At 61.3% G+C, this 21,510-nt stretch carries 18 protein-coding genes, 1 tRNA gene and 1 pseudogene; 14 read left to right on the top strand and 6 right to left on the bottom strand.

Translation table 11 applies throughout. The annotated features are described in order from the left end of the window. Positions 1–70 precede the first annotated feature (70 nt). Both argE and XH80_RS05285 read right to left on the bottom strand, forming a co-directional pair. Positions 71–1,258 carry an acetylornithine deacetylase gene (argE, locus tag XH80_RS05290; RefSeq protein WP_271597644.1) on the bottom strand — a complete coding sequence of 396 codons (1,188 nt, stop codon included), beginning with the start codon at positions 1,256–1,258 and terminating at the stop codon, positions 71–73. 388 nt (positions 1,259–1,646) lie between these two features. Next, positions 1,647–2,432, bottom strand: coding sequence for an SDR family NAD(P)-dependent oxidoreductase (locus tag XH80_RS05285; RefSeq protein WP_271597643.1), 786 nt, complete (start codon positions 2,430–2,432; stop codon positions 1,647–1,649). A gap of 133 nt (positions 2,433–2,565) precedes the next feature. Here XH80_RS05285 and XH80_RS05280 point away from each other — a divergent pair, with 133 nt between their 5' ends. Further along, the gene (locus tag XH80_RS05280; RefSeq protein WP_271597642.1) at positions 2,566–3,264 is read left to right on the top strand and encodes a histidine phosphatase family protein; all 699 of its coding nucleotides are present in this window, start codon (positions 2,566–2,568) and stop codon (positions 3,262–3,264) included. 113 nt (positions 3,265–3,377) lie between these two features. Then, positions 3,378–4,145: an SDR family NAD(P)-dependent oxidoreductase gene (locus XH80_RS05275; protein ID WP_220005451.1), complete on the top strand. Its 768-nt coding sequence runs from the start codon at positions 3,378–3,380 to the stop codon at positions 4,143–4,145. Positions 4,146–4,318: 173 nt separating this feature from the next. Here XH80_RS05275 and XH80_RS05270 read toward each other — a convergent pair whose 3' ends face one another. After that, on the bottom strand, positions 4,319–5,542 hold the full coding sequence (locus XH80_RS05270) for a serine hydrolase domain-containing protein (RefSeq protein WP_271597641.1): 1,224 nt from the start codon (positions 5,540–5,542) through the stop codon (positions 4,319–4,321). Positions 5,543–5,691: 149 nt separating this feature from the next. Between XH80_RS05270 and XH80_RS05265 the strand changes: the two genes are divergently transcribed. The 9 genes from XH80_RS05265 to XH80_RS05225 all read left to right on the top strand — a co-directional run bounded on the left by XH80_RS05265 (position 5,692) and on the right by XH80_RS05225 (position 15,476). Next, positions 5,692–5,767 (top strand) — tRNA-Trp (locus XH80_RS05265). A gap of 816 nt (positions 5,768–6,583) precedes the next feature. Beyond that, positions 6,584–9,223: an ATP-dependent chaperone ClpB gene (gene clpB / locus XH80_RS05260; RefSeq protein ID WP_271597640.1), complete on the top strand. Its 2,640-nt coding sequence runs from the start codon at positions 6,584–6,586 to the stop codon at positions 9,221–9,223. Between the two features lie 135 nt (positions 9,224–9,358). Continuing rightward, the gene (locus tag XH80_RS05255; protein WP_271597653.1) at positions 9,359–9,667 is read left to right on the top strand and encodes a UBP-type zinc finger domain-containing protein; all 309 of its coding nucleotides are present in this window, start codon (positions 9,359–9,361) and stop codon (positions 9,665–9,667) included. A gap of 168 nt (positions 9,668–9,835) precedes the next feature. Then, on the top strand, positions 9,836–11,410 hold the full coding sequence (locus tag XH80_RS05250; RefSeq protein WP_271597639.1) for an aldehyde dehydrogenase family protein: 1,575 nt from the start codon (positions 9,836–9,838) through the stop codon (positions 11,408–11,410). Between the two features lie 12 nt (positions 11,411–11,422). After that, positions 11,423–13,171, top strand: a complete 1,749-nt coding sequence (locus XH80_RS05245; RefSeq protein ID WP_271597638.1) for an FAD-dependent oxidoreductase — start codon at positions 11,423–11,425, stop codon at positions 13,169–13,171. Positions 13,172–13,208: 37 nt separating this feature from the next. Beyond that, entirely contained in the window at positions 13,209–13,742 is a 534-nt protein-coding gene (locus XH80_RS05240; RefSeq protein WP_271597637.1) for a DUF1931 family protein, read from the top strand. 75 nt (positions 13,743–13,817) lie between these two features. Next, positions 13,818–14,663: an aldo/keto reductase gene (locus tag XH80_RS05235; RefSeq protein ID WP_442869116.1), complete on the top strand. Its 846-nt coding sequence runs from the start codon at positions 13,818–13,820 to the stop codon at positions 14,661–14,663. A gap of 18 nt (positions 14,664–14,681) precedes the next feature. Next, entirely contained in the window at positions 14,682–15,143 is a 462-nt protein-coding gene (trxC, locus tag XH80_RS05230; protein ID WP_271597636.1) for a thioredoxin TrxC, read from the top strand. A gap of 114 nt (positions 15,144–15,257) precedes the next feature. Further along, a complete protein-coding gene (locus XH80_RS05225) occupies positions 15,258–15,476 on the top strand; it encodes a hypothetical protein (protein WP_271597635.1) in 219 nt (72 codons plus the stop codon). Here the strand turns inward: XH80_RS05225 and XH80_RS05220 are convergent, their stop codons facing one another. Next, on the bottom strand, positions 15,477–15,857 hold the full coding sequence (locus tag XH80_RS05220) for a hypothetical protein (protein ID WP_271597634.1): 381 nt from the start codon (positions 15,855–15,857) through the stop codon (positions 15,477–15,479). Here XH80_RS05220 and XH80_RS05215 point away from each other — a divergent pair. Further along, positions 15,843–16,262: a hypothetical protein gene (locus XH80_RS05215; protein WP_271597633.1), complete on the top strand. Its 420-nt coding sequence runs from the start codon at positions 15,843–15,845 to the stop codon at positions 16,260–16,262. The genes XH80_RS05220 and XH80_RS05215 overlap by 15 nt on opposite strands. Before the next feature lie 44 nt (positions 16,263–16,306). Here the strand turns inward: XH80_RS05215 and XH80_RS05210 are convergent. After that, positions 16,307–17,442, bottom strand: a pseudogene (locus tag XH80_RS05210) (MEDS domain-containing protein). 477 nt (positions 17,443–17,919) lie between these two features. Between XH80_RS05210 and XH80_RS05205 the strand changes: the two are divergent. Beyond that, the gene (locus tag XH80_RS05205) at positions 17,920–19,485 is read left to right on the top strand and encodes a PAS domain-containing sensor histidine kinase (protein WP_271597632.1); all 1,566 of its coding nucleotides are present in this window, start codon (positions 17,920–17,922) and stop codon (positions 19,483–19,485) included. 4 nt (positions 19,486–19,489) lie between these two features. After that, positions 19,490–20,122 (top strand): response regulator transcription factor, encoded by a 633-nt coding sequence (locus tag XH80_RS05200; protein ID WP_271597631.1) that lies wholly within the window; start codon positions 19,490–19,492, stop codon positions 20,120–20,122. 65 nt (positions 20,123–20,187) lie between these two features. On the opposite strand, the gene XH80_RS05195 is transcribed toward XH80_RS05200, so the two are convergent. Beyond that, positions 20,188–21,399, bottom strand: a complete 1,212-nt coding sequence (locus tag XH80_RS05195) for an alkene reductase (protein ID WP_271597630.1) — start codon at positions 21,397–21,399, stop codon at positions 20,188–20,190. Positions 21,400–21,510 lie beyond the last annotated feature (111 nt).

Raw genomic sequence — 21,510 nt, 5'->3', positions numbered from 1 at the left:
AGCGTGATCCGCCACGGTGCTGAGAGCGGAGAGAATGGCGGATTACGCTGCGCCAATCCGCCCTGCGTTTTCAATTCTTCGCGCAATGCGCGATCAGTCTCTCCACGAAGCTCGCGCACTTTTCCAGCTCCGCCATCTCCACGAACTCATCCGGCGTATGCGCCTGCGCAATCGAGCCCGGTCCGATCACCACCGAGGGGACATCGGCCATGCTGGCAAACAAGCTCGCCTCGGTGCCGAACGCGACCTTGGCGTGATCGTTTCGGCCGGCGAGACCCTTGGCCAGCGTGACGATGGCCGCATCCGCCCTGGTGTCGAGCGCGGGGTAGTCGAGGATCTCCTCGAAATCGATGCCGCAGTCCGAATGTCGCGCCTTCATCGCGGGCTCGAGCTCGGCTTTGGCCCAGGCGATGATCGCATCCGTCACCTCCTTGGATTCGGTGATGCCGATGCCGCGGCATTCGAAATCGACTGTGCAGGTATCAGGCACGATGTTCAGCGCCGCACCGCCATGCACGATGCTGGTCAGCAGCGTCGAATGCGGCACGTCGTAGAGGCTGTTGCGCTCGGCTTCGCCGGCGAGCTTCACCGCGCGGCGTCGGATCTCGGTGATCAGCTCGGCGGCATATTCGATGGCGTTGACGCCGTCGGGCGCGATCGAGGAGTGGCGGGCGAGGCCGTGGAACGTCGCGCGCACGCCGTGCTTGCCCTTGTGGCCGACGATGACCTTCATCTCGGTCGGCTCGCCGATGAAGGCGCCGAGCGGCCTCACCTTCTTCTTCGCGACGTCGGCAAGCATCGGCCGCACCCCGACGCAGCCGATCTCCTCGTCATAGGAGATCGCAAGATGAATCGGCGTCGTCAGCTTCGCCTCCAGCATCTCCGGCACCATGGCGAGGCACACCGCGACAAAGCCCTTCATGTCGGTGGTGCCGCGGCCGAAAAGCTTGCCGTCGCGCTCGACCAGCTTGAACGGGTCGTGGCTCCAGTCCTGGCCGACGACGGGTACGACGTCGGTGTGCCCTGACAGCACGAGACCGGGCTTATCCTCCGGTCCGATCGTGACCCAGAGCGAGGCCTTCGTCCCTGTTTCGTCGGTGATGCGCTCGCCTTTGACGCCGAGGAAGGCGAGGTAGCTTTCGATATGTGCGATCAGGGGCAGGTTGGTGCGGTCGCTGATCGTGTCGAAGGCGACAAGCTCGGCAAGCATGTTGCGGATACGGCCGGGGCGTGAGTTCGGGAAGATCGGATTGGGCATTGTCAATTCTTGTCGGAGGAAGACGGAGGCAAAGGTGCCTGCATGAACCATACCAACGTGATGCTGGGGCGCGCAAATCAACACAGGGGCCGTAGCCCGGATGGAGCGCAGCGCAACCCGGGGCCTCCGCGGGTCTTGGCGAGAATCCCGGATTACGCTGCGCTCCATCCGGGCTACGAGATCTTGAGTTGCTTGACGAGCAAAACACGCAAGGCGGTGGGCGTGGGTCATACCGGCGCGAAGGGTTTTTGCAGGGCGGGCAACCGTGAGTTTGGCGACGAGTGGTTGTTCGGCGTTTCGATCTTCGGCGCTCGATAGATGCCGCGGTATGGGTCCCGGCTTTCGCCGGGACGACACCGACGATGTAGTGGCGCCGACGCCGGAGCCGCTAAACCGGCTTGCCCGTATACGGCATCGACGCCGTGAGACCACCATCCACCGGGAAGGCCTGGCCGTTGACATAGGACGCTTCATCGCTCGCCAGGAACAATCCCATCGCCGCGAGCTCGTGCGGCTGGCCCGCACGCTTCAGCGGATTGAGCTGGCCGATCTTGTCATGGGTGCCGCGCTCCTTCGCGCGGTCGAAGATCGGCTTGGTCATGCCGGTTTCGATCAGGCCGGGGCAGACCGCATTGATGCGTACGCCGGTGCCGGAGAGCGAATAGGCCGTGGTCTGCACCAGCGAGATGACGCCGGCCTTGCTCGCGGCATAGGGATGTCCGCTGGCACCGGCCTTGAGGCCCGCAACCGACGCCGTGAGCACGATCGCGCCGGATTGCTGCCTCACCATATGCGGCATCGCATGCTTCACCGCGAGGAACGGCCCGATCAGATTGACGCGCAGCACCTCCTGCCAATGCTCGACGGTCTGCTCGCCGAGCGGAACGAGCCCGCCGGAGACGCCGGCATTGGCCCAGATCACGTCGAGCCTTCCATGCGTCGTCACCGCCTTGTCGATGACATCAATGACATCCTTCTCGGAGCCCGCGTCGGCGATCATGGCTTCCGCAACGCCGCCGGCCTTCTTCACCTCGTCGACGGTCTCTTTCACCGCCTCGGTGCGATCGACCGCGATCAGCTTGGCGCCTTCTTTGGTGAACAGCAGCGAAGCCGCGCGGCCGATACCGCTGCCGGCGCCGGTGATGATGACGGATTTGCCTTGCAGGCGGCCCATGCGTTTCTCCCTTTGCTTCGCACGCGACGCTTGCCGCGCGACGGAATTTCAAACAAGATTTCAAACAGTAAAGTGTCTTGAGACACGTTCACACCTCACGTACAGCGACATGAGACAGGATGGAAGGGTTTCGATGGCAGCCGAAGACAAGCCTGATGTGGTCATCACGCGATGGTGGTGGGTCCGGCATGCGCCGGTGCGCAACGACGGCGGCAACATCTACGGGCAGAGCGACATCGCCTGCGATACCAGCGACACCTACGTCTTCAATGCCGTGGCCAAGGTGCTGCCACGCCAGGCGGTGTGGTATTCGAGCAATCTGATGCGCACGCATCAGACCGCGGAAGCGATCTGGGCGGCGGGCTATCCGAGGCCTGAATCGATGACATGGGAGGCGGACCTCGCCGAGCAGAATCTCGGCCGCTGGCAGGGCATGAACCGCGCCGCCTTCATTGCGAGCCGTCCCGTCGGCTCGAACTGGTTTGCCGACATCAATGAGCCCGCACCCGGCGGCGAGAGCTTTATGGACCTCTATATCAGGACGCGCCGGACCATCGATCGGATCAACAATGAGGCGGCTGGGCGGGACGTGATCGCGGTCGCGCATGGCGGCACCATCAAGGCCGCGATCGGCCTTGCGCTCGACGGCCAGGTCGAGCGGGCGCTGTCGTTCGACATCGACAATGTCTCGATCACGCGGCTCGATTACTTCGCCAGCCCTGGGCGCTCGGTCTGGCGGCTGCCGATGGTGAACCAGCAGCCCTGGATCGCCGACGATGCCCATGCCGAGATGCATCAGCCGTCAGGGCCGGAAGTCAAGAAGCTCGCGTGAGTTCGCAGTCATTCCGGGGCGGCTCGAAGAGCCGAACCCGGAATCTCGAGATTCCGGGTTCGATGCTTCGCATCGCCCCGGAATGACATTGAAGATCAATCTGGGAGGAAAGCATGACCTTGTTCGACATGAAGGGTAAAGTTGCCGTCATCACCGGCTCGACGCGCGGCATCGGGCTTGCGATCGCCGAGCGCATGGCCGAGCACGGCGCCAAGGTCGTGATCTCCTCGCGCAAGGCTGACGTTTGCGAGCAGGTCGCCAAGGACATCAACGAGAAGTACGGCAAGGGCACCGCGGTCGCGATCGCCGCCAACATCTCCTCGAAGGAGAATCTGCAAAACCTCGTCGACGAGAGCAACCGCGCCTTCGGCAAGATCGACGTGCTGGTCTGCAACGCCGCGTCGAACCCGTATTACGGCCCGCTCGCCGGCATTTCCGATGATCAGTTCCGCAAGATTCTCGACAACAACATCGTCGCCAACAACTGGCTGATCTCGATGGTGGTGCCGCAGATGATCGAGCGCAAGGACGGCTCGATCATCATCGTCTCCTCGATCGGCGGATTGAAAGGCTCGACCATTCTCGGCGCCTACGCGATCTCGAAGGCCGCCGACATGCAGCTCGCGCGCAACCTCGCTTGCGAATACGGCAAGCACAACATCCGCGTGAACTGCATCGCGCCCGGCCTGATCAAGACCGATTTTGCCAAGGCGCTGTGGGACAATCCGGAGAATTTGAAAGCGTCGACCTCGCGCTCGCCGCTGTTGCGCATCGGCATTCCCGACGAGATCGCGGGTGCAGCCGTGTTCCTGGGTTCGAAGGCCGGCGACTTCATGACCGGCCAGACCATGGTGATCGACGGCGGCGCGACGATTAGTTGAGACAACAACAGGTGTCATCGCCCGCGAAGGCGGGCGATCCAGTATCCCGGAGGCCGGCGATAGAGAGCTCGCTCTCACAACATCCGCCTCGGCGTACTGGATGCCCCGGTCAAGCCGGGGCATGACAGCGAGAATGAGGATGCAGCGTTGCGACTAAGCGACGGGAAGCGACCTCACTCCACCGCCGCGTAAACCAGGTTTCGCACCAAGGTCCTTGTCAAATCACGTTGTCCCGGGCCCTGGCTCATGAACACCGTGATCAGGTCCTCCTTCGGATCGATCCAGAAGAACGTTCCGGCGATGCCGCTCCAGGAGTACTGGCCGACGCTGCCGGGGAAGGGCGCGACACCGGCTTCGCGGCGCACGGCGAAGCCGAGGCCAAAACCGTGGCCGGGCGCGAGCAGCGTGCCGTTGGTCCGAATGTCGGATCCGAGGTGATCCGAGGCCATCAGCTCCAGCGTCTTGCGACCGATGATCCTGGCGCCGTCGAGGGTGCCGCCATTGCGCAGCATCAGTGCGAAGCGGGCGTAGTCCATCGTGGTCGAGACCAGACCGCCGCCGCCGGACTCCATCACCGGCTGCTCGAGCATATTGAACAGCGCGACCTTGTCGCCGGTCCATGGGTCGGCTTCGAACGGCTGGGCGAGCCTGCCAGCATTGGCCTCGGAGGTCGAGAAGCCGGTCTCGGTCATCTGCAAGGGCGCAAGGATACGCTCAGACAGGAATGCGCCGAGCGATTTACCGCTGACGACCTCGATGATGCGGCCGAGGATATCGGTAGAGCGGCTGTAGTTGAATTCGTCGCCGGGATGGCAGACCAGCGGAAAGCTCGCCACCAGTGCGGCGTGCTCCGCATTGGTGATCTTGCGGCTGCGGACGCGGGATTCCTGATAGAGCTTGTGCACGGGGCCGTCGCCCTGGTGCTCGTAAGTAAGACCCGAGGTGTGGCGGAGCAGGTCCTGCACTGTCATCGGCCGCTTTGGTGCTACCAGTTCCAATTTGCCGCCGCTGACGACGCCGACTTTCTGATTAGCGAATTCCGGAATGAACTTGGCGACGGGATCGCCGAGCAGAAGGTGGCCGTCCTCGACCAGCGCCATGACGCCGACCGAAACGATCGGCTTGGTCATCGAGAAGATCCGGAAGATCGAATCAAGCGCCATCGGCGCCGCGGCTGCCGGGCTCTGCTTGCCGAGCGCCTCGAACCAGCCGACCTGGCCGCCTCGGGCGACCAGCACGGTCGCACCGGGGATGGTTCCCTTGTCGATCTCGCGCTTGAACGCATCCGACATCGCCTGCAGGCGGGGCCGCGACAGGCCGAGGGTTTCGGGGCGGGCGTCCGGCAGGGCCGGTGTGCGGGCTGCAGAGGCGACTGTCGTGGCGGCGTGGGCGTTCATGGGGGCTCCCGGCTGTGTTCTTGTCGTTAGGGCGCAACACTGGCCCAGAAGCGGCACTGTGAACAAGCGGCCCCGATGCGCTTCTCCCTTGCAATCCGGTCGTCCCCTGTGCTTGAAAGCGCCCCTGAGCCGCGGCGACGCAGGTTCGTAGGAGTGTAGCTCAATTGGTAGAGCACCGGTCTCCAAAACCGGGGGTCGCAGGTTCGAGCCCTGCCACTCCTGCCAGCAAAATCAATAACTTAGCCTAAATGTGAGTGCGGTAGAACGAGGGTTTCTACCGTCCTTGTACCCAATTTTCTCTGATGGCTCGTCAAGCAGGAAGCTTGCTGCCAAGTCAGTGATGGTACTCGTCAGGGGGCTGATCGGCTTGCCGGCTGCGCCTGCGCTTCGTGCAGGTGCGCTGCAAAACCGCTGGGTCGTCACCCATCCGCTGGGCCAGGGTGTGGATCGGCACACCTGCGTCGAGCAGGGCTGGGGCGTGGATAATAGTCCCGAGAGAAGTTCCGGGGATGCCATGGGGGTAGCCGACACGGAGATGGCTGCAAACATGAGAGCTGCTTCCGGCAGGCCGATCATGGATAGGTCTACGTCAGTGTCGTGAAGCTCGGTGAGCAGCCGAAGCTGCCGCTCCTTTTCAGCCAACAGGATCGCCACTATTGCCGGGTCGAGCTGGATAGTCCGATAGCCGCGCCGAGTCTTTGGTGGGAGAGCGTGAGACGGCGGGTGAGACGCGCGGTCGGAGCGGTTAGCTGGCGCCGGCAAACACGGCAGCGCTCAAACGCGAAGATGAGCGCCCACTGTCGCGACAGGCTTCAGCGACGACGAAAACCCGTTGGCGAGTTGACGAATGTCAGTGCGAGCTTGTGGAAACCCAAAGAGCATGCAGCGTGCGCGCCTTGCGCATAGATCGCCAAACGGCGTGCGGTTTGGCGACCAGATCGTGGATCTTCAATACCTTGATCGCGATCGAACGCAAAACCGGTACCCATCTTTTGCTGATCGCACTCGGGGGCGGAGCGGCATCGCCGAGAGAAGAGGACGATGAATATTGAACAATATACCGAGCGCTCGCGCGGTTTCATCCAGTCCGCGCAGTCGTTGGCGATGCGCGAAGGTCATCAGCAGTTTTCCACGCTGCATCTGCTGAAGGTCCTGCTTGATGACAGCGAGGGCCTTGCTGGCGGTCTGATCGACCGCGCCGGCGGCAATTCCCGTGCAATCCTGAAGGCGACCGAGGACGCCCTGAACAAGGTGCCAAAGGTCTCCGGCGGCGGTGCCGGCCAGGTTTATCTTGCACCCGAGCTCGCCCGAGCATTCGACGCCGCGGAAAAGGCAGCCGAAAAGGCCGGCGACAGCTTTGTCACGGTTGAGCGTCTCCTGCTCGGCCTCGCCATGGACAAGAACAGCGAGGCAGGCCAGCTACTGGCCAAGGGCGGCATTACCGCGCAGAACCTAAACGCTGCGATCGAATCGTTGCGCAAGGGCCGCACGGCTGACTCCGCGACGGCCGAGAACGCCTATGACGCGCTGAAGAAATATGCCCGCGACCTGACCCAGGCTGCGCGCGACGGCAAGCTCGATCCGGTCATCGGTCGCGACGAGGAGATCCGCCGCACCATTCAAGTGCTCTCGCGTCGGACCAAGAACAACCCCGTCCTGATCGGCGAGCCCGGCGTCGGCAAGACCGCCATCGCCGAAGGCCTCGCACTGCGCATCGTCAATGGTGACGTGCCCGAGAGCCTGCACGACAAGAAGCTGCTCGCGCTCGACCTCGGAGCGCTGATCGCTGGCGCGAAATACCGCGGCGAGTTCGAGGAGCGGTTGAAGGCCGTGCTCCAGGAAGTGACTGCGAGCGAGGGCACCTTCATCCTGTTCATCGACGAGATGCACACGCTGATCGGCGCAGGCAAGGCCGACGGCGCAATGGATGCGTCCAACCTGCTCAAGCCCGCGCTTGCCCGCGGCGAACTGCACTGCATCGGTGCGACCACGCTCGATGAGTACCAGAAGCACGTCGAGAAGGACGCCGCGCTGGCGCGGCGATTTCAACCGATCTTCGTCAACGAGCCCTCGGTCGAGGACACCATCTCGATCCTGCGCGGCTTGAAGGACAAGTACGAGCAGCACCACGGGGTGCGCATCACTGATTCCGCGCTGGTTGCGGCTGCGACGTTGTCGCACCGCTATATCACCAACCGTTTCCTGCCCGACAAGGCGATCGATCTGATGGACGAGGCTGCGGCGCGGCTGAAGATGCAGGTCGATTCCAAGCCGGAAGAGCTGGATTCGCTGGATCGCGAAATTGTCCGGCTGAAGATCGAGCAGGAAGCCCTGAAGAGGGAAAGCGATCCCGGCTCCAAGACTCGGCTGCAGTCGCTGGAGAAGGAGCTCGCCGATCTCGAGGAGAAGGCCGCGGCGCTGACGGCGCGCTGGAGCGCCGAGAAGAGCAAGCTCGTAAACGCCCAGAAGCTGAAGGCGGAGCTCGACGCCCTGCGCGTCGAGTTGGCCAATGCGCAGCGGCGCGGCGAATTCCAGAAAGCCGGCGAACTGGCCTATGGCCGGATCCCGCAACTCGAGAAGCAGCTTGCCGAGATCGAGGCCAAGGAGAACTCCGGTGAGATGGTGGAGGAAGCCGTCACCGCCAACCATATCGCGCAGGTCGTCTCGCGCTGGACCGGTGTGCCCGTCGACAAGATGCTCGAAGGCGAGAAGGAGAAGCTCCTGAAGATGGAGGAGGCGCTGAGCGAGCGCGTCGTCGGCCAGGCCGAAGCGGTGCATGCGGTCGCGACGGCCGTTCGTCGCTCTCGCGCAGGGCTGCAAGACCCGAACCGGCCGATGGGCTCGTTCATGTTCCTGGGCCCCACCGGTGTCGGCAAGACCGAGCTGACGAAGGCCTTGGCGGAGTACCTGTTCGACGATGAGACCGCGATGGTGCGCCTCGACATGTCCGAATACATGGAGAAGCACTCGGTCTCGCGGCTGATCGGCGCGCCTCCGGGCTATGTCGGCTATGACGAGGGCGGGGCGCTGACCGAAGCGGTGCGACGCCGGCCTTACCAGGTCGTGCTGTTCGACGAGATCGAGAAGGCGCACCCTGACGTCTTCAACGTCCTGCTGCAGGTGCTCGACGACGGCCGCTTGACCGACGGCCAGGGCCGTACCGTCGATTTCCGCAACACGCTGATCATCATGACCTCCAACCTTGGTTCGGAATTCCTCGTGAACCAGCCGGAGGGTGAGGATACGGCTGCCGTGCGTGAGCAGGTCATGGGCATGGTGCGCGCCCATTTCAGGCCCGAATTCCTCAACCGCGTCGACGAGATCATCCTGTTCCACCGCCTGCAGCGGAGCGAGATGGGACGGATTGTCGAGATCCAGTTCGCCAGGCTGCAAAAGCTGCTGGACGATCGCAAGATCACGATCACGCTCGATGCGGACGCAAGGGATTGGCTCGCAGCAAAGGGCTGGGATCCCGCTTACGGCGCGCGGCCGCTGAAGCGGGTGATCCAAAAGTATTTGCAGGATCCCCTGGCCGAAATGATCCTCGCAGGCGAGGTGAAGGACGGTGACAAGGTCGCGATCTCGGCGGAAGGCAATGTGCTGACATTCAACGGCAAGGCGCCGCAGACGGCGGAAATAGCGCAATTCAATGCCCCACCTCCGAAACGGAGATTGAACTGAACGGCCTGCCAGGGTGCTGGCATGGCGTGCTGCGCCGGGGAGTATCAGAACTGGCAGGACTGGGACGGCTCGCTCTGCAAAGAGCGGGAATTGAGATCAGACGGAACGCAGCACGCAGATATTGAGCAGGATGACATGGCACAGCGTTGCAGGCACTTGGCAGGAATTCATGACGTCGTTCCCCATTCTCTTGGCTGTGAAGAATGCCTGCAACTGGGCGACCCTTGGCTGCACCTGCGTGTCTGCCGAACCTGCGGTCATGTCGGTTGCTGTGATCAGTCGCCCAATCGACACGCGACGAAGCATTTTCATGCAACCGGCCACCCAATCATCGAAGCCTATGATCCGCCCGAAGGCTGGGGCTGGTGTTATGTTGATGAACTGATGTTTGACTTATCGGATCGGCCCACGGTGCAACTAGGTCCGATCCCAAGGTTCTATTGACGCCCTACACCGCGCTGCTCGATTAGAGGCTCTGAAGGCGTGGGCGAACCGCAAACAACAATTGACGACACACGATGCTTTCCGGCGTTTGCGTTGACGGCTGTCAAGGTAGAGCGTCGCTCTACGCGTCATCGTCAGACTGCGAAACAGCCTGCCAGGGAGATGGACATGGTCGCGCGCACTGCCAGCCGTAGTTCCGACCGACGCGAAGCCAGAGTACCGGATGGCACCAAAGTTCAAACGAGAGATCCGCAACCTTATGATCGGTTTGAGCTGCTGCCCATCGCCGGGACCTGGCGCCATGGGCAGGCAGATCACAGGCTGGTCGACACGAATCCTTTTACCGGGGATGTCCTCCTCGAAATCAAGCAGGCCGATCGTCGCGATCTTGATGCGGCGTTTGCAGCGGCTGCCAAGGCTCAGGGCGAGTGGGCCGCCTCAGCACCGGCGGTGCGGGCGCAGGTATTTCGCCGTGCGGCAGACGTGATGGAAGCGCGCCGTGGCGAAATCGTCGATTGGCTCATCAATGAATCCGGCAGCACGCGACTGAAGGCGAACCTTGAGTGGGAAGTGACCCATACGGTCATGCTGTGGGCGACCTCGGTGCCGCATGCGGTCGAAAGCCGCTACATTCCGTCCGACATTCCGGGCAAGGAAAATCAGGTGCGCCGCAAGCCGGTCGGAGTGGTCGGGGCGATCAGTCCTTGGAACTGGCCGCTCCATCTGAGCAATCGCACCATCGCGCCGGCGCTCGCGGTAGGAAATGCCGTTGTGGTGAAGCCGTCAAGCGATACGCCCGTCACGGGCGGGTTGTTGTTGGCGAAAATCTTCGAGGAAGCCGGCCTGCCGGCGGGGCTCCTCAGCGTCGTTGTCGGCGCGGGCAGCGAAGTCGGCGACGCTTTCGTCAGTCATCCCGTTCCACGAGTCATTTCGTTTACCGGCTCGACGCCGGTCGGCCGCAGGATCGCGGAACTTGCGGCGAAGGCGCCGATCATCAAGCGCGTCGATCTGGAGCTCGGTGGCAATGCTCCCTTCGTTGTGCTCGCGGACGCCGATCTGGATCAGGCCATCGAGGCCGCAGTGTTCGGCAAATTTTTGCACCAGGGCCAGATCTGCATCGCTATTAACCGCCTCATTGTCGAGCAGCCCATCTACCACGCGTTCGTCGAGCGCTTTACCGAGCGGGTGGCGAGATTGAAAACTGGCGACCCCCGCGATGGCGACACCATGGTTGGTCCGATCATCAACGACTCGCAGCTTCAGAAGCTGGTGGCACGTGTTCGCCGCGCCCGCGACGACGGCTGCAAACAGCTGCTCGGAGGTGAGCCGGATGGACTCGTGTTGCCGCCGCATGTCTTCGTGAACGTCACTAACCAGATGGAACTTGCGGCAGAGGAAATATTCGGCCCCGTGGCGCCGATCCTCCGGGTCGGGAGTGCCGAAGAAGCCTTGGCTGTGGCCAATGAAACGAGTTTTGGACTGAGCGGCGCCGTATTCACGCGCGACCTGCACCGAGGCGTGCACTTTGCCCAGCGAATGCAGGTCGGCATGGCCCATGTCAATGATCAATCCGTCATCGACTTGCCGACCTGTCCGTTTGGCGGCGAGAAGAATTCCGGCATTGGTCGGTTCAATGGCTCTTGGGCGATCGAGGCCTTCACGACGGACCAGTGGCTGACCGCGCAGCACGCGCCGCGAGGCTATCCCTGGAGCGCTTCCGCCGTGCAGGGGCCGTGGTCATGAAAGGCGCATAGCATGGACGATCTATCCAACACGGTTGTCGCTGGTCTCCAGACGAGCGGCAACGGCATGCTGGAGTCCCGCCACGAGCATATGTTTCCCAAGTTCACGCCGGACGAGATCGACCGCATGCGCCGGTTCGGCGAGATCAAACACTATGCCGTCAATCAACATCTGTTCCGGACGGGTGAGGTTCCCCCCGGCACGTTCGTCATCATTGCCGGTCGGCTATCCATCGAAGCTCGCGATCGACCTGGCCGGGCGAAGAAAATCGTCGAAATGGGTGTAGGCGAATTTGTCGCCGAAGTCGCGCAACTCTCCGGCGGACCCGCCCTGGTCGATGCGCGCGTAACGGAGCCGGTCGAGTCGCTGCTCTTCCTGCCCGCCAAACTTCGCGCTTTGCTGATCGCCGACGTTCAACTCGGCGAACGCATTATGCGGGCCCTTGTTTTGCGACGGGTATTCCTGATCGAGGCCGGCGCCGGCGGCCCTTGTCTCATCGAGCACGACGGCCATCCCGGAATGGTGCGCTTGCTGGAATTTTTAGCGCGCAACGCCTATCCGCACCAGGTGCTCGACCCCACAAAGGATCCGGATGCGCAAGCCTTCTTGAAGCACTATCCCTGCAAGTCGGAGGAATTGCCGCTGGTGGTCTGTCCGAACGGGACAATCCTGAAAAACCCGAGTGAAGCTGACTTGGGTCGGGCCCTGGGGATGGTGCCTCCGGATCTCGAAGGGCGCCGTTACGACGTGGCAATTGTCGGCGCTGGCCCGGGAGGACTTGCGGCTGCCGTGTATGCGGCGTCTGAGGGTTTGTCAGTCGGCGTCTTTGACGCACGGGCGTTCGGGGGACAGGCCGGCGCCAGCAGCTGCATCGAGAACTATCTGGGATTTCCGACGGGAATTTCAGGCCAGGCGCTGGCGGGGCGTGCCTATGTGCAGGCACAGAAGTTCGGCGTGGAGATGATCATCCCCGAGAAGATCACGAACCTTCGTTGTGAGCACCGTCCATTCGCGATCGAGCTCTCCGACGGTCGCAGCGTCACCGCGCTGAGTGTCGTGATCGCGAGTGGCGCGCGATATCGCAGGCCGAACATACCGAATTTGGAGCATTTCGAGGGGCGGGGAGTTTGGTATTGGGCCTCCCCGATCGAGGCTCGTCTATGCCGAAACGAGGAGGTGGCGCTGGTCGGCGGAGGCAACTCTGCGGGGCAGGCGGCGGTGTTTCTCAGCCGCTATGCCAAGAAGGTATGGATGCTCGTGCGGGGACCCAGCCTGGCTGCGAGTATGTCGCAATTTTTGATCGACAGGATCGAAGCGACAGAGAATATCGAGTTGCTCACCTGCACGGAGATCGTAGGGGTGTCGGGTAACGAGCAGGGCCAACTCGAACGAGTCCGCTGGCGCGACAAGACCGGCGCCGAAGTTGAGAAAACGATCCGCAACATCTTCATGTTCATCGGTGCAGAGCCCGCAACAGAGTGGCTGAGCGGCTGCAACGTCAGCCGCGACAGCAAGGGGTTTGTGCGAACAGGCACGAACATACCACCTGACGACCTTCTATCGGCTGACGGCGCGAGCGTGCCATCGCTCGAGTCGAACGTGGCTGGTGTGTTTGCAGTGGGTGATGTTCGTTTGGGATCCGTCAAGCGCGTTGGCGCGGCGATCGGCGAGGGAGCCACCGTCGTGCAGCAGATTCACGCGTTTCTCGAGAGCGCGCGGACCAGCCGAAACGAAGAGCCGGCGCAGGCCGCCGCGGCATGATTGCGAAGCGGGCGAGCGACGAAAGAACTCCGCGCATATGACGCCTGTCAATGCAACTGGCGGCGAAAAATGGCAAACGTGCCCGATGATCGCGCAACTTCCCCCGGACAAGATGCCACCGCCGCGCCCAGAGGGCGTGCGGCAGTTCCAGCGACTATTTCGCGAAGCGGCTGGTCTCAACGTCGACAAGGCCGACCTCAAGCGTTACGAGGATTTCATCGACCACAGGATTTATCGGCTGTTATTGCGCGCCGAAGCCGACGCCAAGGCTGGCGGCGACATCCTGATCCAGCCCTGGAATCTCCCGATCACCGCGGGGCTCCAGGAATGCATCGAGCAATTCAGAAAGCTGGATGAAACGATAGAGCTGGCGCCGATTCTCGAGCGTCTGGCTCATCGGCCGCCGCTGCAAGTCAGCTATAGCGACGAGACCGAAGCAATGCTGCCGGACCTTGCCGGGGGGCTTGGCATCGCGGTCGCACGAACATTGAAGATCATCGAGCCGGATTTGAAAAATCCGCAGACGAAGCATTGGGAACTCGCCTCGCGGATCTTCGATCTGCTGCTGTAGCCTGTCGCACCTAATCCTGCTGCAGTTCGCACATCCGCATGAAAGCGCGGAGGACAGGGAGTGCCGCCTATGACTCTGATGGAGACCACTCGGACAATCGTGCTTCCTTCAGGTGAACATATTCCGAGGCTCGGCCAAGGGACTTGGCACATGGCCGAGAATCCGCTGAATCGAACGAAGGAGGTCAGCGCGCTACGTCTCGGCATCGATCTCGGCATGAGCCTGATCGATACGGCCGAAATGTATGCCGACGGTGGTGCCGAGCGTGTCGTCGGCGAGGCGATCAAGGGACGGCGTGACGAGACTTTTCTGGTGAGCAAGGTGCTACCTCAGAACGCCACGCGGCACGGCACGGTGGCGGCCTGCAACCGAAGCCTGGCTCGGCTGGGGGTGGATGAGATCGACCTCTATCTGCTGCATTGGCGGGGGGCGGTGCCGCTGGAAGAGACCGTCGATGCCTTCGAAACCCTGGTGGGCGCGGGCAAGATCCGATACTGGGGCGTCAGTAATTTTGACGTCGGCGACATGCAGGAGCTCGTGGACTTGCCCAATGGTGCAAACGTCGCGACCGATCAGGTGCTCTACAATCTTGCGCGCCGCGGCATCGAGTTCGATCTCATGCCTTTGTGCCAGCGCAGCGGCGTGCCGGTCATGGCCTATTCGCCAATCGAGCAGGGTCGTGTGTTGCACCACGTCACGCTCAAGACCATTGCATCGCGTCTTGGCGCAACACCGGCACAAGTGGCGCTGGCCTGGGTGCTGCGCCAGGATGGCGTATGTGCGATACCGCAATCGGGCAAGCCGGAGCATGTGCGCGAGAACCGTGGCGCGCTGGACGTTCGCCTGACGCCTCAAGACCTGGCCGAGCTCGATGAAACCTTTCCGCCGCCGGATAGCAAGCAACCTCTGGCATCGCACTAATTCGGGAGACATCGAGCCATGAGCACAGAGGCCCGCCACATCGTTTGCCCGCATTGCACGAGCATTAACCGCATTCCGGCCCGCAGGGATGCGCGTCAGGCGAAATGCGGACGCTGTCGGCAGCTCCTCTTTACGGGACATCCGATGCCGGTTTCCACCGGCAGCTTCGCCACTCACATCCAGCGCAACGATATTCCCGTTGTGGTCGATTTCTGGGCGGCATGGTGCGGGCCTTGCAAAGCGATGGCGCCGGTTTTCGAGCGCGCCGCCGGCGAGCTCGAACCCGAGCTTCGCTTCCTGAAGGTTGACGCCGAGGCGGAAGCGGAGCTGGCGGCCCGCTACAACATTCAAAGCATTCCGACCGTGATGCTATTCCACAAAGGCAACGTCGTCGCTCAACGCGCCGGCGCCGTCGGCCTCGAGGCGTTGCGCCAATGGTTGCGCCAGCATGCGCCATCAGCCGCGCCTGCGGCCTCATGAATTGCAGAACAGGATGCCTTATGCCGGCGGAGAGGCTCCCGGTGATCGGGAATGGTGCCGCCGAGCAGCAGGCATCCGATAAAGTGTAACTCAAGGACAACTGGTCGGTTCGCCATGCAGGCTAATGACACAATCACCCTGATTGAGGCTTACGATGCGATGCGGATCTTCGTGGAGAGCATCTGGCGTCGTATGGACAAACCTCAGGACGAAGTCGCGTTTCTGCTTGCCGGTTTGAAATGGGCCGATGGGTCTCCGGTCGATCCTGCGATGTGGCAAGACTGGATGGCGGCGGCGCAGCGCGTGAAGGAGGAGGGAGGTGGCGCGCCTTAGCTATCCGCGCGCGGCCTGCTTCGTGCCGATGGCGTGCTCCTCACAAAATCGATGCGCGCGCTTGAAACTCATCATCTGAGGGGTTTTCTGTTCCGGAAAGGCGGTGTCAAACCTCTTGATCGCCACATGGATCGCAATCCTGACCTCCGCCGTTCGTATAGCGATGGTCTCTTCCCGTCTACTCTTGCCGGTCCGATCGAGGATCGTGCCATGCGCGAGCCAATGGGCAACGGTCTCGACGCGCGCTGAGAGGGCTTCAGACGCGGGCAGAGCGGCACTGTCGACAGCCGGCAGCATTCCGCAGGCAGCAGCGGCCAGGGTCGCGGCGCACTCGAAATCGCCGCGATGGAAATGGTCCAATGCCGCATGGATCTGGCGCATCGAGGCGTACCTAACGGAGGTTTGGATGAATGGCGGGCTGATTATTTTGATCTCCCCGTCTCGGTCGCGACCCAACGGAACTCACGTGGAGGCCGCAATTCGCTGTTAAGGAGGTTCGAAATATCGCGCCGCTGCATCGGATCGCTGCAAGTGGCGCCTGTTCGCCTGGCACCGGTCTTTCGCTCGCGAACCAGCCGCGGCATCTTTGCACATTCTGGACAGGCATTTGACCCAAAGCTTCTTCTCATCGGTGCTAGCGCCCTGTTTGAACAGTGCTTGTTTTTCAACAATGCCGAGATTGCGGCCATGATGCTCGTCAAATGGATTGAGAAGAAATTGCCGAGGGGAGGATCGCTGATCGCTGGCGGTCCAATGGCGGCGTGCGCTCAGGGGTCGAACGGGTGAGCCGCCAATGAGAGGGGAGCTTCGCCGCGAGGGAATTGCAGGCTCTATCCCCGATACGGCTGGGACGCCGACGTGCGCTCCGTCACCTCGCGAAGGAAATCCTCGGGCTTGGTGAAGAACGAGTTTTCCACGAGAACGCCGCCCATTACGACGACAGGATGCGTGCGCAGAATGTCGATTGCCAAAGCCGTGTTCAGGAGATTGACATCGAAGGTGCAAATGACCGGATCATCGAAGTTCGATAGCACGCTGTTGAGCCGCATTTCATATTCCGCCCAATCATTCCTGCTCTTCCAGTCATCCAATGCGGTTTCGGGGTGTGCGATCATGCGCGTAAGCGGGTATCCAAGCGAGGTCCCATTCTGCAGCACTTGTTGGATGAGATTGAGCATGTCTTCTTTGTCGAAACGACCCGTTCGCAATACGTGTCTTGCGGCAGCGCGATCTCGAGCTGCCTCGATCGTTGCGCGGCATCAACGTCTATGCCGGCGCTCCGAAGTCGTGTCACGTGATCGTCGACATGCCGTTCAGGGAGCACGTGGAAAGCGCGCTGACCGCAATTCAGGCCATCGCAGATAAACGGCAAAAGCGTATTGTATTCGTCGTCCACCGAGCAAAAAAAAGCGCAAACATGCCGGTGTTCGCGAAGCATGGAGCCAGCGAAAGGAATCGGCGCCGCGGACGAGCGCGCAATCGGTCCTGCCTTCGTTGAAGCGGGCGTGTGGGCGATCCTTCCAGCGTCGCGGTCTGGAGTGGTCTGCTCTGGGGTTCCATCCTTGAGACACTCGGCAAAGTGGAGGGCTATCCGCTCCATTGGCGTGGGATCATACTCAGCATCTTCCCAGGGCTGGCGAAAATGTACCGTGAGCACGCCCCACAGCCGTCCGTTGTCAACAATTATAGGCGTCGAATGCGCCGCTGCGACGCCCACTTCTTGTAACGCTGCCAGCTCACTCGTGCCAACAAACAGGTAACTGGCGGCAATATTTCCCACAACCGTGCGCATGCGTTTCTTCAGCGTTGCTGCACAAGTAGAGTTAGTGTCGCGGCGAACAATTCGAAACAAATCCAGAGCTTGATCGGGAAATCCGCAACTGGCAACGATCCTGAGGCAGTCCTCCGCGCTATCGTACCGCTGCACAGTGCCGAAATCTGCTTCGGCAGCCCTGATGGCATTCATCAGAGTCTCACGGATCGGTTCGTCGCTGCGTCCTGCGCGCGCCGGTGGATTGATGCCATTTTGAAAGGTCTTGCCGGATCTTGCCTCTGAGCCGGGCTGGCGGTTTTGCATCGGACAATCCTCGGGCAGGACACCATAAACAGCAGGGTTAAGCATGAACTTTGTACGGCCGCCGTCCACTACGTAGTTTTGCTTACTTGAATTCAGCATCTAATAGGCGACCGGTTGTTGCGTCGGAGACTTGAGACGCTGTCCTTGGTGTCGATAAGGCGTCGGGAACCGAACGATCGGTCCCATCGCCTGTTGGGAGTACGAGATAGCAAACTCGCAACATGGATCGGAATCAGCGCGCTAATGCCTTGGGTGGAAGAGCTTTCAGATCCCGGCGAGCTCCGGCGCTGCATCAGAGACTTAGTGGCACTATCGACCTAGCCTGCCCTTTGGGAGAGGTACTCCGCGAAGGAAATAGCCGACAGTGTGGCTCTCGCTCTCCAATCGATCCTGTCCGCCGACTTCGTACATGTCAGTCTTTCTGTCGGACAGGACGAAGGGCCGATCACGGCAACACATGGGGCGCACGGACAAATGCCGCGGGACGTCACTGGGGCGATCCAGCTCGAGATCAAGCCCGAATGGTTTCAAGGTGCAGGGCGGCCTCAGGTGATGTCCAATCCGCTTGGCCGCGGCAGTGCGCACATTGCAACGGCTGCGATCGGATTGGGTCGATCGATACTCGTGGCCGGATCGTCTGGCCCAGGGTTTCCGAGGGAGACCGATCGACTGATGCTCAGCATCGCTGCAAGTAATGTCGCAATAGCGTTGCAGCGTCGGCAGGTAGAGGCGGACGAACGGCGCTTTGTAGCACTCGTCGAGCGGTCACCCGACTTTGTTGCCTTTTCGGACCTGAATGGCGGGGTGCAATTCGTCAATTTGGCTGGCCGCGAGCTGGTGGGAATTGAGCCGGCAGACGACATTTCAAATTTGCACGTCGTCGACTTCGTTAGCTCGAGCGATCAGGAGCGTCTGTCCAATCAATGCTGGCCCGCCGCTTTGACAGATAGACGCTGGATGGGGGAGCTTAACTTATGTCATTTCAAAACGGGGGAAATAATTCCATTCTTAGTCGATATTTTCAGGATCGACGACCCTCGAGGCCGCGGGCCTATGAACGTTGCCACGGTCAGCCGCGATCTGAGAAGGCAAAAACAAGCCGAACGCGAACTGCGGCGTTTAAACCAGTCGCTCGAACGAAGCGTGGAGCTGCGTACTGCCGAGCTGATGGCGGAGATCACAGAGCGAAAGCGGGCGGATGAACGGTCACGGGAATTGCAGTCAGCTCTCTCGCATGCGGGCCGGCTAAGTGTTGCCGGCGAAATGGCAGCTGCTCTGGCGCATGAGTTGAACCAGCCGCTCACGGCAGTTGCTAACTCCGCCAACGCTGCTCTACGTCTTCTTGCGCGATCCGGGTCGATGCGGACAGAGTCGATGCGCGAGATAATGGATGATGTGGCCGGGCAGGCATTGCGCGCTGGCCAAATAGTGCGGCGTCTTCGCGACTTTGTCGCTCGCGGGAAGAGCGAAAAGAAGAGCGAGGACATCGAAACACTGATCCGTGAAGCGAACGCATTTGCTCGTACTGGATTCGAAAGCTTGGAAGTTTCCGTGTGTCTGCTTTTCGATCCCAGCGCGTCGCATATCTACGTCAATCGAATTCAGATCCAGCAAGTCTTAGTAAATTTGATCCGCAATTCGCTCGAAGAAGTCGCGAAGATACCGCAAGCCACGATTGATGTTGCGACACGACGAATCGACAACAAGGAGATCGAAATCTCTGTGGCAGACAATGGGCGCGGCGTGGTGCCGCCGGTGGTCGATAAGCTGTTTCAACCATTCGTCTCGACGCGGCACGATGGTATGGGGTTGGGCCTCGCCATCTGCCGTTCGATTGTGGAATCGCACAGTGGAAAGCTTTGGTACGAGCCAAATCCCGGTGGCGGAGCCTTGTTTCGCTTCACTCTCTCATCTGCAGAGCCAACGGAATAGGACCATGCCAAATGAAGTAGTGTACATCGTCGATGATGATACAGCCGTTCGCCGATCGCTTGCACGGCTGCTCGAGTCGGCTGGCTTTGTTCCACGTTCGTTTGAGGCGCCGATCCAGTTTCTGGATGCAGCTCCCAATCTTGCAAGGGGGTGCATCCTGCTGGACGTGCGGATGGATGTCATGAGCGGTCTCGAAGTGCAGGCGGCGCTCGACAGAATGGGCTGCACGATTCCTGTCGTCGTTATGACGGGCCAAGGTGACGTACCGACGGCGGTTCGGGCGATGAAGGCCGGTGCGGTGGATTTCCTTGAGAAACCGTTCGATGATGAAGTGCTGCTCGAAGCGATTGAACGCGCGCTGGCGCGGTCCGGTCGTCCACACCAGGCTCGTGAGGCGCTAGAGGCGTGGAACCGGATTGCTGTCCTCAGCCAACGCGAGCGTCAGGTTCTCGATGCAATTGCGGGCGGACAACCAAACAAGATAATTGCCTTCAGGCTTGGCATCAGTATTAGAACGGTGGAAGTCCATCGAGCGCGAATGTTGCATAGATTGGGAGTCCGTCAGGTTGCACAAGCCGTGCGGCTGTTGGTACTCGCGGATTCGGCTCCGCAAGGCGTACTTCGACAATTACCTTAGGAAATACCTTTCCGAACGCCGTGAGGACAATCGACATTCCCATGCGGACTGGCCCCTCTGCTGCATCATCGCCAACGCTGGTCGACACAGGCCTTCGCCTTCTCGCCGCGGTCCTGTTCCAGTGAAGGATAGTCCGTGTAACCTTTCTCGCTGCCGCCATAGTATGTCGTCGGGTCGTCGTCGTTGAGCGGAGCACCGGCGCGCAGCCGTTCGGGCAGGTCGGGATTGGCGATAAACTTGCGGCCGAAGGCGATCAAGTCGGCCTGGCCATCGCGCAACCATTGCGTGGCGCTTTCGGCGTTGAAGCCCCCCGCCACGATGAGTGTTCCCTGATACTTATTCCTGATCACTCGGGCCATGTTGAGGGCGTACGGCTCCGGCTTCTCGCCCTTCTGCATTTGCTCAAGCGCCGGATTGACGATGTGCAGGTAGGCCAAACCATAGCCGGAGAGTTGCTCGGCGAGGTAACCGAACGTCGAGTCCGGAGCCTCGTCGCTGATGTCGTTCATCTTGCCAAGAGGTGAGAGCCGGACGCCGATCCTGTCCGCCCCGAGAACGGGAATCAGGGCCTCGATGATTTCGAGCAGAAGCCGCGCCCGATTCTGAACTGCGCCGCCATAGGCGTCGCTGCGTCGGTTGGTGCCGCTCTCGATGAACTGATCGATCAGGTAACCGTTGGCCGCATGAATCTCGATGCCGTCGAACTCGGCGGCCTCCGCGTTCCTCGTCGCGCGCTCATACTGTTTGATGAGGTATGGCATCTCCTCAAAAGTCAGCGCGCGTGGACGCACAAATGGGACCAGTTCTCCCTCGCCGCGCTCGTTTTCGATGAAGGCCTTGCCCGCGGGCGTGATCACCGAGGGCGCGACAGGTAGCATGTTGTCCGGCTGCAGGGCCGGGTGTGAAATGCGACCGACGTGCCAAAGTTGGTTGAAGATCAGTCCATCAGCCTTGTGCACCGCCTTCGTGACCTGCCGCCAGGCTTCGACCTGTTCGCGGCTATGGATACCCGGCGTCCAGGCATAGCCTTGGCCCTGCATCGAGATCTGCGTGGCCTCGCTTATGATCAGGGCGGCAGACGCACGCTGCGCATAATAACAGGCCGCGAGTTGAGACGGCACATTGCCGGGCTGTCGTGCTCTTGAACGGGTCAATGGCGCCATGACCACTCGATGGGGCAGGCTGAATGGCCCAAGCCGGCATGGCTGGAAGAGGGGATTCGCATCCCCGTTTTGGACCGCGTCGAGCACGCGGCTTTGCGTGGTAGCGATGACCATATTGCCTCAACTCGAATGAGCGAACTGATTCAAGCCTTCGGTAAGAAAGCGTCCGAAGACCTTTCGATCTCTACACCGCAATCTAACGGAGGATCGCTACATCGCGCTGAC

Source organism: Bradyrhizobium sp. CCBAU 45384, assembly GCF_028128665.1.
Lineage (GTDB): Bacteria > Pseudomonadota > Alphaproteobacteria > Rhizobiales > Xanthobacteraceae > Bradyrhizobium > Bradyrhizobium manausense.
The sequence above is the reverse complement of the archived record's forward strand: the minus strand, read 5'-3'. Positions and strand labels throughout refer to the sequence as shown.